At 65.4% G+C, this 14,112-nt stretch carries 16 protein-coding genes; 8 read left to right on the forward strand and 8 right to left on the reverse strand.

All coding sequences use genetic code 11. The features are described 5' to 3' along the window. Positions 1-10 precede the first annotated feature (10 nt). Positions 11-520 (reverse strand): DUF1249 domain-containing protein, encoded by a 510-nt coding sequence (locus B9Y82_RS10610; protein WP_100473195.1) that lies wholly within the window; start codon positions 518-520, stop codon positions 11-13. Between the two features lie 149 nt (positions 521-669). Beyond that, positions 670-1,491: a posphoenolpyruvate synthetase regulatory kinase/phosphorylase PpsR gene (ppsR, locus tag B9Y82_RS10615; protein ID WP_005417170.1), complete on the reverse strand. Its 822-nt coding sequence runs from the start codon at positions 1,489-1,491 to the stop codon at positions 670-672. Positions 1,492-1,635: 144 nt separating this feature from the next. Here ppsR and ppsA point away from each other — a divergent pair, with 144 nt between their 5' ends. Next, positions 1,636-4,014 carry a phosphoenolpyruvate synthase gene (gene ppsA, locus B9Y82_RS10620; RefSeq protein ID WP_100473196.1) on the forward strand — a complete coding sequence of 793 codons (2,379 nt, stop codon included), beginning with the start codon at positions 1,636-1,638 and terminating at the stop codon, positions 4,012-4,014. Positions 4,015-4,164: 150 nt separating this feature from the next. Then, positions 4,165-5,058, forward strand: coding sequence for a mechanosensitive ion channel family protein (locus tag B9Y82_RS10625; RefSeq protein ID WP_049422444.1), 894 nt, complete (start codon positions 4,165-4,167; stop codon positions 5,056-5,058). A gap of 41 nt (positions 5,059-5,099) precedes the next feature. On the opposite strand, the gene B9Y82_RS10630 is transcribed toward B9Y82_RS10625, so the two are convergent. From B9Y82_RS10630 to B9Y82_RS10650, 5 genes are all read right to left on the reverse strand, one after another. After that, entirely contained in the window at positions 5,100-6,215 is a 1,116-nt protein-coding gene (locus B9Y82_RS10630; protein WP_100473197.1) for an alkene reductase, read from the reverse strand. Between the two features lie 209 nt (positions 6,216-6,424). Continuing rightward, positions 6,425-7,297, reverse strand: coding sequence for an EcsC family protein (locus B9Y82_RS10635; protein ID WP_100473198.1), 873 nt, complete (start codon positions 7,295-7,297; stop codon positions 6,425-6,427). Positions 7,298-7,411: 114 nt separating this feature from the next. Next, positions 7,412-7,984, reverse strand: coding sequence for an oligoribonuclease (orn, locus tag B9Y82_RS10640; RefSeq protein ID WP_100473199.1), 573 nt, complete (start codon positions 7,982-7,984; stop codon positions 7,412-7,414). A 74-nt stretch (positions 7,985-8,058) separates the two neighbouring features. Then, entirely contained in the window at positions 8,059-8,583 is a 525-nt protein-coding gene (gene tadA, locus B9Y82_RS10645) for a tRNA adenosine(34) deaminase TadA (protein ID WP_100473200.1), read from the reverse strand. A gap of 75 nt (positions 8,584-8,658) precedes the next feature. Continuing rightward, positions 8,659-9,018 carry a winged helix-turn-helix transcriptional regulator gene (locus B9Y82_RS10650; protein WP_100473201.1) on the reverse strand — a complete coding sequence of 120 codons (360 nt, stop codon included), beginning with the start codon at positions 9,016-9,018 and terminating at the stop codon, positions 8,659-8,661. A 78-nt stretch (positions 9,019-9,096) separates the two neighbouring features. On the opposite strand from B9Y82_RS10650, the gene B9Y82_RS10655 reads away from it, so the two are divergent. The 3 genes from B9Y82_RS10655 (at position 9,097) to B9Y82_RS10665 (ending at position 10,634) form a co-directional block, all read left to right on the forward strand. Further along, complete coding sequence (locus tag B9Y82_RS10655; RefSeq protein WP_100473202.1) at positions 9,097-9,864, forward strand: NAD(P)H-dependent oxidoreductase; 768 nt, start codon at positions 9,097-9,099, stop codon at positions 9,862-9,864. A 68-nt stretch (positions 9,865-9,932) separates the two neighbouring features. Continuing rightward, positions 9,933-10,370: an acetyltransferase gene (locus B9Y82_RS10660; RefSeq protein ID WP_100473203.1), complete on the forward strand. Its 438-nt coding sequence runs from the start codon at positions 9,933-9,935 to the stop codon at positions 10,368-10,370. 57 nt (positions 10,371-10,427) lie between these two features. Beyond that, positions 10,428-10,634, forward strand: coding sequence for a hypothetical protein (locus B9Y82_RS10665; RefSeq protein ID WP_087922941.1), 207 nt, complete (start codon positions 10,428-10,430; stop codon positions 10,632-10,634). 12 nt (positions 10,635-10,646) lie between these two features. On the opposite strand, the gene B9Y82_RS10670 is transcribed toward B9Y82_RS10665, so the two are convergent. Next, complete coding sequence (locus B9Y82_RS10670; RefSeq protein WP_100473204.1) at positions 10,647-11,153, reverse strand: GNAT family N-acetyltransferase; 507 nt, start codon at positions 11,151-11,153, stop codon at positions 10,647-10,649. Between the two features lie 261 nt (positions 11,154-11,414). Between B9Y82_RS10670 and B9Y82_RS10675 the strand changes: the two genes are divergently transcribed. The 3 genes from B9Y82_RS10675 to B9Y82_RS10685 are packed head-to-tail and all read left to right on the forward strand — an operon-like array spanning position 11,415 to position 14,090. Then, positions 11,415-12,071: a hypothetical protein gene (locus B9Y82_RS10675; RefSeq protein ID WP_238381589.1), complete on the forward strand. Its 657-nt coding sequence runs from the start codon at positions 11,415-11,417 to the stop codon at positions 12,069-12,071. Positions 12,072-12,111: 40 nt separating this feature from the next. Then, positions 12,112-12,765: a hypothetical protein gene (locus B9Y82_RS10680; protein ID WP_100473206.1), complete on the forward strand. Its 654-nt coding sequence runs from the start codon at positions 12,112-12,114 to the stop codon at positions 12,763-12,765. Next, positions 12,762-14,090, forward strand: a complete 1,329-nt coding sequence (locus B9Y82_RS10685) for an XVIPCD domain-containing protein (RefSeq protein ID WP_100473207.1) — start codon at positions 12,762-12,764, stop codon at positions 14,088-14,090. The genes B9Y82_RS10680 and B9Y82_RS10685 overlap by 4 nt, the downstream gene beginning before the upstream one ends. Positions 14,091-14,112: the final 22 nt, after the last annotated feature.

The raw sequence follows: 14,112 nt of genomic DNA on the forward strand, positions 1-14,112 counted from the left end.
TTATGGCCGATCAGCGCACCAGCGACAGGCGGCGTTCGGCAGGCGCAGCGGCGCCATCGGGATCGCGGCGCAGGGTGGCGACGCCGTGGCCGCGTTCGGCCAGGTATTCCAGCCATTTGCCGAGGAAGGTGTTCATCCGCATGCGGTGGCTGATCAGCTCCGCCGGCGGGGGGTACAGGCCCATGGTGTCCTGCCAGCGGCGACCGACGTAGCAGTGCGTGGTCTCCGCCTGGCGCGCATCACGATACAGGCGCACGTAGGCCGACGGATCCGGTTCACCGGTGACCGGGTCGGCCAGGTCGTAGGTCAGGCGCAGTTCCACCGTGTAGCGGTGGCACTCGATCACGTCCAGGCGTACGTCCAGGCCGTCGCCGATCGAGGAAATGTAGCTGCCCGCCACCAGTCCGGCCGGTTCGAACAGGCGCACCAGGTGGCGGTAGTTTTCCGCGTACAGGCCCATGAGCCAGCTCAACCGGCTCAGGCGGGGAATGCGTTCGGTGCGGGGCGAGGCTTGGGCCATGGGTCGATCCTACACGTTGGTGCTTCAACGTGGGGGCGGGATCGCCCTGACCAAAGGGACTCGGTGTCGACCAACGGCCGATACCCACCGCGGAGGAGGCGTAATGCCCGCCACACAGGTAGGCCACGCCCGTGGGTCGCGGCGACGGATCAATACAGCTCGCGCTGCAGCCCCAGCGTGGCCAGCACCTTGCTGGAAATCTCCTCGATCGAGGTATGCGTAGTGCTCAGGGTCGGGATCCGCTCCATGCGGAACATGGTCTCGGCCGCGGCCACCTCGCGCTTGCAGGTGTCCAGGTTGGCGTAGCGCGAGTTCGGACGGCGCTCCTGGCGGATCTGCTGCAGGCGGTCGGGGTCGATGGTCAGGCCGAACAGCTTGCGCCGGTAGTTGCGCAGGCGCGGCGGCAGGCGGTCGCTTTCCAGGTCTTCGTCGGTCAGCGGGTAGTTGGCCGCGCGTACCCCGTAATGCAGGGCCAGGTAGATGCAGGTGGGCGTCTTGCCGGCGCGCGACACCGCCACCAGGATCACGTCGGCATCGTCGTAGTTCACCGCGATGCCGTCGTCATGGGTCAGGGCGAAGTTCATCGCGTTGATGCGGCGGTGGTAGGTGTCGAAATCGACCATGCCGTGGGCCTGGCCGACCCGGGCCAGGCGCGGGCTGGCCAGTTCACGCTCCAGCGGCTCGATGAACGGCGCGAACACATCCAGCATCAGCGCCCCGCTGTCGGCCAGGATCAGGCTCAGGCTCTGGTCCACGCAGGAGTTCACCACGATTGGCCGGACCTGGTACCGCTCCCCTGCCGCCTGGATCCGGGCACAGGCTTCACGCGCCTTTTCGGGGTCGTCGACAAACGACATGCGGTCGGTAATGAAGCTGAACCCGGAGAACTGGGTCAGCAGGCTATGCCCAATGGTTTCAGCGGTGATACCGGTTCCATCGGAAACGTAGAACACCGGACGGATGGTCGACATGCGCGCTTTTACCCCCTACGAAGCTTAAAAAGGCCGCCAGCACAAGCTTGTGCCGACGGTGGTCTGCCCGGCATCATATCGGCTTCTTCCTACGGACGCGGCCATTCAGCCCGCCTCGGGCGATGGCCAAACGGAGCATCGCGCTTGAACGAGAACATCCTGTGGTTGCACGAACTGCGTCTGGCCGATCTGGCCCGCGTAGGCGGCAAGAATTCGTCGCTGGGCGAGATGATCGGCAACCTCGCCGGTCTGGGCGTTTCGGTGCCGGGCGGTTATGCCACCACCGCTGAAGCCTTCAAGGACTTCATCGCGCACAACGATCTGTCCAAGCGCATCTTCGACAAGCTGGCCACGCTGGACGTCGAGGACGTCAACGCGCTGACCGCCGCCGGCAAGGAAATCCGCACCTGGGTGATCGATGCGCCGCTGCAGCCGCAGCTGGACCAGGACATCCGCAGCGCCTACGCCAAGCTGAGCGCCGACAATGGCGGCGGCGACGTGGCCGTGGCCGTGCGTTCCTCGGCCACCGCCGAGGATCTGCCGGATGCGTCTTTCGCCGGCCAGCAGGAAACCTTCCTCAACGTCACCGGTGCCGACGACGTCGTGCACAAGGTCAAGGAAGTGTTCGCCTCGCTGTACAACGACCGCGCCATCGCCTACCGCGTGCACCACGGCTTCAAGCATGAAGACGTGTTCCTGTCCGCCGGCGTGCAGCTGATGGTGCGTTCGGGCGTCGGCTCCTCCGGCGTGCTGTTCACCTTGGACACCGAATCCGGCTTCCGCGACGTCGTGTTCGTCACCTCTTCGTTCGGCCTGGGCGAAATGGTCGTGCAGGGCGCGGTCAACCCGGACGAGTACTACGTCTACAAGCCCACCCTGCAGGCCGGCAAGCCGGCGATCCTGCGCCGCTCGCTCGGCAGCAAGGCCATCCGCATGGTGTATTCGGATGTTCCGGGTGAGCGCGTCAGGATCGAGGACACCCCGGTCGAACTGCGCAACACCTTCTCGATCAGCGACGAGGACGTGCAGGAACTGTCCAAGCAGGCGCTGGTCATCGAAAAGCACTACGGCCGCCCGATGGACATCGAGTGGGCCAAGGACGGTGTCAGCGGCAAGCTGTTCATCGTGCAGGCGCGCCCGGAGACGGTGAAGTCGCGCAGCCACGCCACCCAGATCGAGCGCTTCGCGCTGACCGAAAAGGGCGGCAACGTGCTGGCCGAAGGCCGCGCCGTTGGTGCCAAGATCGGCTCGGGCGTGGCCCGCGTGGTGAAGACGCTGGACGACATGAACCGCGTGCAGCCGGGCGACGTGCTGATCGCCGACATGACCGATCCCGATTGGGAGCCGGTGATGAAGCGCGCTTCGGCCATCGTCACCAACCGTGGCGGCCGTACCTGCCACGCCGCGATCATCGCGCGCGAGCTGGGCGTGCCGGCCGTGGTCGGTTCGGGCAATGCCACCAAGGTGATCGAAGATGGCCAGCTGGTCACCGTCAGCTGCGCTGAAGGCGATACCGGCTTCATCTACGAAGGCAAGCTCGGCTTCGAGCGCACCACCACCGATCTGGGCAACATGCCGCCGGCACCGCTGAAGATCATGATGAACGTGGCCAACCCGGAACGTGCCTTCGACTTCGGCCAGCTGCCGAACGCCGGCATCGGCCTGGCCCGCCTGGAAATGATCATTGCCAGCCACATCGGCATCCACCCGAACGCGCTGCTGGAGTACGACCGCCAGGACGCAGCGACGAAGAAGAAGATCGACGAGAAGATCGCCGGCTATGGTGATCCGGTCAGCTTCTACGTGGACCGCCTGGCCGAAGGCATCGCCACCCTCACCGCCTCGGTCGCCCCGAACGCCGTGATCGTGCGCCTGTCGGACTTCAAGTCCAACGAGTACGCCAACCTTATCGGCGGCAGCAACTACGAGCCGCACGAAGAGAACCCGATGATCGGCTTCCGCGGCGCCAGCCGTTACGTCGACCCGAGCTTCTCGGCCGCCTTCGCGCTGGAGTGCAAGGCCGTGCTGCGCGTGCGCAACGAAATGGGCCTGGACAACCTGTGGGTCATGATCCCGTTCGTGCGCACCCTGGAAGAAGGCCGCAAGGTCATCGAGGTGCTGGAACAGAACGGCCTGAAGCAGGGCGAGAACGGTCTGAAGATCATCATGATGTGCGAAGTGCCGTCCAACGCACTGCTCGCCGATGAATTCCTGGAGATCTTCGACGGCTTCTCGATCGGCTCCAACGACCTGACCCAGCTGAGCCTGGGCCTGGACCGCGACTCGTCGATCGTCGCGCACCTGTTCGACGAGCGTAACCCGGCAGTGAAGAAGCTGCTGTCGATGGCGATCAAGGCAGCACGTGCGAAGGGCAAGTACGTCGGCATCTGCGGCCAGGGCCCGTCCGATCACCCGGATCTGGCCGAATGGCTGATGGAGGAAGGCATCGAGTCGGTGTCGCTGAATCCGGACACCGTGGTCGATACCTGGCTGCGCCTGGCCAAGCTGAAGGCCAACGGCTGATGCCGTGATGGCCACAGGCTGACGCCGTGTTCATCGGCGTCGGCCCATACTGCTGCTGCACGCAAGCCCCGCCTCTGCGGGGCTTGCTGTTTCTGGCGTCCACGTACGCCCTGCCCCGCGCAGACTTCCCCCGCAGCAAAGGATTTCCGCATGATCGCCGCCGCAGCACCCGCCCCCACCGCAACGCCCTGGTTCCATTCGCTCGACTGGGAGCGCCTGCTGGAAACTTACGGTGTGCCGTTGCTGGCCGCGATCGTGGTGCTGCTGGTCGGCATGTGGCTGGCGCGACGCCTGTCCAACGCAATGCCGCGCGCCACCGCGCGCATGGGCGTGGACCCGATGCTGGGCAGTTTCCTGCGCAACGTGGTGTACGCCGCGTCGCTGGTGATCGTAGTGGTGCTGGCGATCGGCACGCTGGGTGTGCAGATCACCCCGCTGCTGGCCGTGCTCGGTACCGCTGGCCTGGCAGTTGGCCTTGCCCTGAAGGATTCGCTGTCCAACATCGCGTCGGGCGTGATGCTGGTGACGCTGCGCCCGTTCCGCGTGGGCGACGTGGTGACCGTGGCCGGCCAGACCGGCACGGTGCGCGAAGTGCGCATCTTCCAGACCGTCATCACCGGTGCCGACAACCAGCACACCACCATTCCCAACACGCTGATCACCGCCGCACCGATCATCAACCTCACCGCCGAGCCGACCCGCCGCGTCGAACTGGTGATCGGCATCGGTTACGAAGACAACATCCAGCTGGCACGCGACACGGCGCTGGCGCTGATGAAGGCCGACCCGCGCGTGCTGCAGGCACCAGCACCGGACGTGGTCGTCTACGAGCTGGGGGCGCACGCGATCAATCTTGGCATCCGCTGCTACGTGAAGTCGGCCGACTGGTTCGGCACCAAGGTCACGCTGCTGGAGCAGCTCAAGCTGGGCTTCGACAAGGCCGGCATCAACATTCCGTATCCGCAGCAGGACATGCACCTGTACCTGCACGGCAAGGATGGCGGCGTGGTCGAGGCCGATGCCCTGGTACGCGACAAGCCCTGATCGGGAGTGCCGACCATCGGTCGGCACCCACTCGTCCCGGATCAGGCCGCGACGCTCTCTTCCAGCGTCGGGTAATCGATGAATCCGACCGCGCCACCGCCAAAGAACGTCGCCCGATCCGGCAGGTTCAATTCCGCCCCCAGACGCAGGCGCTCAGGCAGATCCGGGTTGGCGATGAACGGGCGGCCGAAGCCGATCAGGTCGGCCCAGCCTTCGGCCAGTGCCTGCTCGGCGCGCTCGGCGGTGTACTTGCCGGCGTAGATCAGGGTACCCGGGTAGACCATGCGCAGCGCCTGCTTGAACGCCACCGGCATCAGCGGCGCATCGTCCCAGTCGGCTTCGGCAATGTGCAGATAGCCCACACCCAGCTCACCCAGAAGGTGGGCAGCCGCCAGATAGGTCGCCTGCGGCGTATCGTCGACCGCGCCCTGCAGCGTCGTCAACGGCGCCAGACGCACGCCCACGCGATCACCGCCGGCCACCGCGATCACCGCCTGCACAACCTCGCGCAGGAAGCGCAGACGGTTCTGCAGTGAGCCGCCATAGGCGTCGGTGCGCTGGTTGGCCTGCGAGTCGATGAACTGGTTGATCAGGTAACCGTTGGCGCCATGTAGTTCTACGCCGTCGAAGCCGGCCTCCAGCGCATTGCGTGCAGCCTGGGCGTAGTCGGCGACGACGCCCGGAATCTCGCCTTCGGTCAGCGCACGCGGCATCGAGTGCTGGATCATCTCACCCACGCCCGCTTCCGGGCCTGCGCCGGTCGGGTCGACAAACACCTTCACGCCTTCGGCCAGCAACGCCGACGACGACACCGGCGCGGCACCACCGGGCTGCAGGGCCACATGCGAGACCCGGCCCACGTGCCACAGCTGGGCGTAGATGCGACCGCCGGCAGCGTGCACAGCATCGGTCACCCGGCGCCAGCCCTGCACCTGTTCCGGGCTGTGGATGCCCGGGGTCCAGGCATAGCCCTGGCCCTGCGGGCTGATCTGGGTACCTTCGCTGACGATCAGGCCGGCACTGGCGCGCTGCGCGTAGTAGGCGGCCATTTCGGCAGTGGGCACATTACCGGCCGAGGAGCGCGAGCGGGTCATCGGCGGCATTACGACGCGGTTGGGCAGCGTCAGTGCACCCAGGCGATGAGGAGTGAACATCATGGCGGCAATCTCTTGCGGGGGGGAGTGCCGCAAAGGATGGGGATGCCGGCTGCCACGCAACAGGCATGCGCTGGCAAAACAATTGTTCCCCCGAGGCAAGGATGGCGTGACCAGGGGTCAGAGCCCCTGCCTGCGGAAGAGGATCCGACCCCACGCGCAACCGGGGTCGGATCCCTTTGCAACGCAAAGGGCTCTGACCCCAAAGCCGGTTACAGAGTCGGCTCGATCTTCACCGCGCCGTGTGCCACGCGGTCATAGCAGCTGCGCACCACATCTTCCCCGTACTTCAACTCCAGCCGGCGCACGATGAAGTGGCCGCGCGCCATGTCCTGGTAGTAATCGGTGAACATGGTATTGAGTGTCGCACCGGCAGCCGCGCCGACGATCGGCACCGCTTGTGCCGCGAACTTCTCGGTGACCACCACGCCGAAGCGCGCCGCCACCTTTTCCACCATCTTCGCCAGCAGCTTGCCAGCCTCCTTCGGTGCCACGCCCAGGGTCAGGTCGCGGCCGGTCACCACCCGCCCGGCCAGTTCGGCCGACAGATGGCGCATCACATCGGTGGTAAAGCCACGGGCCAGGTAATAGCCGGTCTCGCTGGCATCATCGCGCGGTGAGTTACCCCCTAGCGCGAACACCTCCAGGCAGGCCTGGCGGGTGCTGAACTCGGACAGGTCGAAGCCCTCGCTGCGGGCCACATCGGCCACCGCGCGCATCATGATGGTGGTCGACACCGGCAGCTCGATGAATAGTGCCGCGAAACCGAAGGCCCCGCCCACCGCACCCGAGGTGGCTGCCGCCACCTTGTGCCAGCGCGTGGAAGCCCCTTTGCCGGGCGTGTTGTCCATGCTCCACAGCGCCGCCTGCGCCGACTTGGACAGCGCCGCCTGCACCGCGCCATGGATGCGGTTGGAGACCGAACTGGGCAGCGCCTTCACCGCGAATTCCAGCGGCGTGCCGACCAGGTTGGCCATGCGTGCGGTCAGGGTCGGGGCTTCCAGCAGGGTCACCGCCCGCTGCAGGTCGGACCAGTCGCGGGCGTCGTGGGCAATGTCGCGGGGCAGCAGGATGGGCTCGTTCATGGCGCCGATCTTAGCGCCAGGGAGTTGAACGAAGCGTAGTGCCGGCCGCTGGCCGGCAACCTGTTGGACCTCACGAAAGCCCTGGAATTGCCAGCCAGCGGCCGGCACGACCGGTCAGGGTGTCGAAAGCCCGGACAGCGCGCCCATGAACTGGCGGTAGTGGCGCAGCTCGGCGATCGAATCGTGCACGTCGCTCAGCGCGGTGTGGTTGCTGTTCTTGCCAACACCGGCGGCCACGTTCGGCGCCCAGCGCTTGGCCAGCTCCTTCACCGTGGACACGTCCAGGTTGCGATAGTGGAAGTACTTCTCCAGGCGCGGCATCTGGCGATGCAGGAAGCGGCGGTCCTGGCAGATGGAGTTACCGCACATCGGCGACAGGCCAGCCGGGATCCACTGCGCCAGGAAGTTCACCGTCTGCGCCTCGGCCTGGCCCAGGGTGGTGGTGCTGTCCACCACGCGCTGCCACAGGCCCGAACGGCGGTGCTGGTTGCGGTTCCACTCATCCATCGCTTCCAGCGTTTCCAGCGGGTGGTGGATGGCGAATTCCGGCCCTTCCGCCAGCACATTGAGCTGGGCATCGGTGACCACGGTGGCGATCTCGATGATCGAATCGTTGTCGGTATCCAACCCGGTCATTTCCAGGTCGATCCAGATCAGTCGCTCGTTGGCCGCGCCGTTGTCCGCCATGTGTCGCCTCGTTGCTGGGCAGGCGCGCGGCCCACCGATGATGAAAAGAGGCGCCCATCATACCCGTTCGCCCCTCAGGCCTTGCCTGCATGGTCTTCCAGCAGCAGCGGCGGCTTGCCACGCTTGGCACGGAAATAGTTGGTCAGGCGCATGCTGGCCTCCTTGGCCAGCACCCCGCCGTGAATCTCGACGCGGTGGTTGTGGCGAGCATCGCCGAGCAGGTCGAACACGCTGCCGCAGGCCCCGGTCTTGGGGTCGCTGGCGCCGTAGACCAGACGGGCAACGCGTGCATGCACGATCGCCATCGCGCACATCGCGCACGGTTCCAGGGTCACGTACAGGGTACTGCCCAGCAGCCGGTGGTTGGCCAGCAGCTTGCCACCGGCACGCATTGCCACGATCTCGGCATGCGCGCTGGGGTCGTGCGAAGCGATGTTGAGGTTCCAGCCCTCACCCAGCAGCTGGCCATCAGCGCCGACCAGCACCGCTCCCACCGGAATTTCATCGAACTCGCGCTGCGCACGCTCGGCCAGCGCCAGCGCATGGCGCATCCAATGTTCATCGGCGTCGTGCACCGGCACACCCAGGGCATCGGTCATGGCGGTTCTCGCGTATATACAGGGCCAGGATGGCCGCCGGGGCCGCATTGTACGCCTACGGCCGTGCAGGTTCCGCTAGCGCGCGTCGAAGCGTTCGCGGGCAGCGTCCAGTGCCGGGAAGTTGTGCTCGGCCCAACGGTCCAGCGCGTTCAGGGTGTCCACCAGACTGCGCGCAACCTCGGTCAACCGGTACTCGACATGCAGCGGCTTGCTGCCCAGATCGCAACGCTCGACCAGGCCGTTGCGCTCCAGCTGCCGCAGGGTCTGGGTCAACACTTTCTGCGAGATCCCTTCGATCTTCCGCAGCAGTGCGCCGTTGCGTTGCGGGCCCTGCGCCAACGCTGGCAACAGCAGCATCACCCACTTGCCGGAGATCAGCGCAAGCGCATCGCGTGCCGAGCAATCGGCGGCATAGACATCGCCCGGATAGGCCATGGTTACCTCAAGGTGCGTAATTGCCGGGGCACCCCGGCATCGCGAGGATGGTCGCACACTCCGCCAACGCCTCGCCCCATGCGCGCCCTGATCCTGCTTGCCCATCCGGAACCCCGCTCGTTCAACGCCCATCTGGCCACGCAGGCCGCCGAGCAGCTGCGGCACGACCATCTGCAGGTGGACATGGTCGACCTGTATGCAGAGGGCTTCGATCCGCTGGAAGCGGCCTGGCACCATCCACGGCGCCTGCAGCCCGAGCGCTTCGATGCCCAGCGCGAACAACGCTACAGCGCCGAACACGACCAGTTGCCCGCCGAGGTGCAGCGCCATCTGCAGCTGCTGCAGGCCACCGACCTGCTGATCCTGCAGTTCCCGCTGTGGTGGTTCGCGGCACCGGCCATCCTCAAGGGTTGGCTGGACCGCGTGCTGGTCTACGGGCCGATGTACAACAGCCGCCAGCGCCACGAGCACGGCGTGATGCGGGGCAAGCGCGCGTTGCTGAGCGTCACCACCGGATCATCGGCGCAGGCCTGCGCAGCCGACGGCCGCGAGGGAGATACCCGGTTGTTGCTGTGGCCGTTGATGTACAGCCTGCGCTACGTAGGCTTCGAGGTGATGGAACCGCATGTGGTGCACGGCGTGCGTTCAGGGCTTGCACCGGAGCGCGCGCAGGCGCACGACGAGGCGCTCGCCATGGCTGCACGCAACTACCGGGAACGGCTCGCTCAGTGGACGCAGTGGCCGATCGTGCTTTTCAACGACAGCGAGGACTTCGAGGATGGCGTGGTGCTGCGCGCGGAGGCCACAGCCTACAGCCCGTTCATCCGCCATCGCCACACCGGATGAATCCGCTTCTGCAGGCGCGGTCGGGACACTTCATACTGCGCGTTCCTGTCAAGCACCTTGGTGACCCCATGACCACCCTGCGCCCCTCGCGCGCCAGCGACGGCACCGCCCTCGTCGACCTCTGGCGTCGCGCCGTCGACGCCACCCACGACTTCCTCAGTACCGATGACCGCCAGGCCATCGAAGCCGAAGTGGCTGGCTTCCTGCCGCAGGCGCCGATGACCGTTGCCGTCGATGCGCAGGATCGGCCCGTAGGCTTCATGCTGATCGACGGCACGCACATGGAAGCGCTGTTCATCGATCCGGACGTGCGCGGTACCGGTATCGGCCGGCAGCTGTTGCAGCACGCACTGGCCCTGCATCCGCAGCTGAGTACCGACGTCAACGAACAGAACGCACAGGCCGTTGGCTTCTACGTCCGCATGGGCTTCGTCGAAACCGGCCGCTCACCGCTTGATTCGCAGGGCCGTCCGTATCCCCTGATCCATCTACGGTACAACGGCTGACATCCCTCGACAGCAACTGCGTGCTAGCGTGGTTGCTTTCGAAGAGGAGTGCCCTACATGGAAGGTGGCAGAGCCCTGCTGACCCTGTTTGCGCTGGGAATCAGCCTGATATGGATCCTGGTGCCGTTCGCGATCTTCGCGGTGCGCAATCTGCTGCGAGAGCTGTTGGCCGAGCAGCGCCGCACCAATGAACTGCTTGAACACATCGGCGGCTACCGCATTCCCAAGCCGCAACCCGAGCCCACCGTCTGGCGTGCGCCCTGACCTCCCGCACTCTCAGGCGGTGGCTTCAAAGGCCGTGGAATAGCTCACCTCGCCCTGCGCCATCGGCGGCCGCAGGCACAGCGCCTGGAAGTACTCCGGCGGAACACCCGGTAGTACCAGGCCCGGCTCGGCGCGGAATCCGAACCGCCCGTAATACGCCGGCTCCCCCAGCAATACGCAGCCGCGCGCGTCCTGCCCACGCAATGCGTCGAGCGCCGCGTGCATCAGCGCCGCGCCAATGCCCTGTCCCTGCCATCCGGGCAGCACCGAGATTGGCCCCAGGCCAAACCAGCCGGTGCTGCCATCGCTGATCGTTACCGGCGACAGCGCAATGTGGCCCACCACCTGCCCTTGGCGCTCGGCGACCATCGAAATGCTCAGCTCTCCGCGTGCACGCAGCGCGTCGACGATGAACTGCTCGGTATGGCTGCTGTGCGGGGCTTCACGGAAGGCCGCCTCGGTGAGTGCATGGATGCCGGCGTGGTCTTCGCGGGTTTCGGGGCGGATCGTGCAGTTCAAGGACAACACCTTTGATGAAGTGATGGACATGTGAATGATCGATTTCCGTCACGGATTCAGTTACGAACCTGCGTCCGGCAGCAGAGCCAACGCGGCGATCGGACGCCCTGTGCGGTAAGCGATCTGCCGGCGCGGAGCGCCCTGGATGCGTCAAAAATCCGTCTCGAGGGGTGGCACAGCCCTCCCGGCACGTTCCATAATCGAGAAACCTGCCACCCAGGAAGGATATATGGACACGGACGCACGATGCAGGATCGGGCCATGGGTGTAGAACACCGCGCACACAGGGGACGGCCGTTGCTGGCAGTGCTCGCCCTCCTCCCGCTGGCGGCGTGCTCGCCGTACGCCGATGCCGAGCGTGATGTCGCCGCGGGTGGACGCGGTCTGGCCAAGCTCAACCCGGCACCGAAGCAGGCCTATGAGCTGGTGCTGACACTGAAGGACGCGCCGGGCCCGTTCGCGATTGTTGAGGGCGTGGCCCAGTACGACGCCAGCAACTACGCAGACTGTGGACGGATCGTGCCTGCAACAGGCACTGCGGGCCGCATCACCAGCCAAGAGCCCGTCATCCTGCGCAAGATCGGCGAGAACGAATACCGCGGCACATTCTACCTCGACCGTATGCAGGACGAGGACTACTACGGGCGTGGCGTCTGCCATTGGTCGCTGACGGGTGTTGGTGCGATGTTGCGCGCCACGAACGGAGAGGCGGATACGCGATTCCTGACGTATTTCAGAAAGGAACGCATGAACGCCGAATCGCCGTTGACTCTCTACTATCCGAAGGCTGCCTATCCTCGCGCCGAACTTGCTGCCAACTATCCTGCAAGTGGCAAGGAAGATCCTTCAGCCTACAAAGAAGAGCTGCGAGACGCGCTGTTCTCTACCACCACCACTGTGCAGAAGCTCATGCCATGAGCTGCCAGTTCCACCCCCCCTACCCCCAAGGAGGCCGACATTGCGCCACAAGATGATTCCGTGCCTTGCTCTGCTTCTGTTGACCGCCTGCCACCCGGAGACCGCCATGAACCAGGAACGTGCCGCTGCCGAAGCCGATGTCGCCCAGGGAGGGCGCGGGCTCGCAAAGCTCAACCCCAGCCCGCGCAAGGCCTATGAACTGGTGCTGCGCCTGAAGGACGCACCCGGCGACTTCGCTCTGGTCAAGGGCGTGGCTCAGTACGACGTCACTAACGAAGACCAGTGCGGCCACATCGAGCCAGCCACCGGCACGGCTGCTCGCATTACCAGCCAGGAGCCAGTGGAGCTGCGCAAGGTCGCTGATGGTGAGTACCGGGGCATGCTGTATGTGGACCGCATGCTGGATGAAGACTACTACGGTCGTGGCGTGTGCAAGTGGGAGTTCACCGGTGCCGGGGCAATGCTGAAGGCAACGGGCGCTGAAGAAGAGACCCGCTTCCTCACCTTCGTTGACGCCAAGCCGCTGACCGAAGGTGGCGCGCATACGCTCTACTATCCGGATCTGGTCTATCCGAAGGCAGATCGCGTTCCGAATTTCCCCGCCAGCGGCGAGCCCGATCGCAGCAATTACGCCCCTGATCTTCAGGACAAGCTGTTTACGATCACCCTCTCCGCAAGTGAGGTGGCGCCGTGACCATCACCTCCCAGGACTACGCAGCGTTATCTGATGACGCCTACAAGGATAGGGCCGTCGGCCGACGTGAACCCGGCCAGGAAGAGAAGGTCACGTTAAACGGCCATGAATACAAGATGCTTGAGCATGTCAACAATCGTCTCAACGGCTATCAAGGTACCGTCTATCAGCGCGTAGACAGCAAAGAGATCGTCATTGCGCATCGTGGCACCGAGCAGATAGCTCGCGATGCGATTCTGACCGATGGCGGCATGGTGGTTGCGCGCACCAACGTGCAGGCGCCCGACGCGATTGCCTTGACACAGAGGACGCTTGAAGGCGTCGCGCTTCAATCGCGCTTGAACGGTGTACCCGCCCCCCAGGTCACCGTCACCGGCCACTCCCTCGGCGGCGCCCTGGCCCAGATCACCTCGCACCACTTCAACGTCAAGGGCGAGACCTTCAACGCCTATGGCGCGGTCAGCCTCAGCTACCGCATCCCAGAAGGCGGCAACACCATGATCAACCACGTCATGGCCTCCGATCCGGTCAGCTCGGCCTCGCCGCACTTCGGCCAGGTGCGCATCTATGCCAAGCCGGATGAGATCAAGACACTCGCCGCAAACGGCTTCAGCAATCACCCGATGCGCGCCCTGATCCCGGACAGCCCGCTCGTCGCGGCGGGAAGCTCGTTCGGCGCGCACAAGCTGGGCAACTTCCTCGGTGACGGCTCGGTGCTGCAACACCCGGAAACGCAGAAGCTGGCAAAAGACAACGCCAAGATGATCGAGGAGTACCGCGACGACGTCGAATCACTGCGTCGTGGTGTCACCCGGGCGGCACGCGGCATTCCGGGCGGCGCCGTCGATCTGTACGACCATATCCGTGGCCCGCTGCAGCCCGGTGAGCCGGCACGCCGCGAAGCGGAGAAGAACGGCCATCACACCAGCATGCTGCGCATGGACGATGCCAACCATCTTGGCAATCCCTTGTTCAACGATGCGATCCGCGGCGTGCACGCGCAGGACGTGCGCGTCGGACGCGTGCCGGACGTGATGAGCACACAGCTGGCAGGCAGCCTGGCTGCCGAAATGCATGCAGCAGGCGGCAAGCGCATCGACGACGTGGTGATGAATGCCGATGCCTCGCGCAGTTTTGCGGTACAGGGCCAGGGCGGTGACCCCGCCCACCTTCGCGTGTCAGTGGATACCGCCGTGGCGATGAATACACCGCTGGAACAGAGCAGCCAGCGCATCGACCAGCAGGCCGCAGGCCAGCGTCTTGCGCTGGAACGCGACCAACAGCTGGAGCAGCAGCAGAATCAGACCCGCAGCCTGCAGGCCTGACGGACAGCACGGGAGCCGGTCA

The sequence above is a fragment of the Stenotrophomonas maltophilia genome (genome assembly GCF_002799155.1).
GTDB lineage: Bacteria > Pseudomonadota > Gammaproteobacteria > Xanthomonadales > Xanthomonadaceae > Stenotrophomonas > Stenotrophomonas maltophilia_R.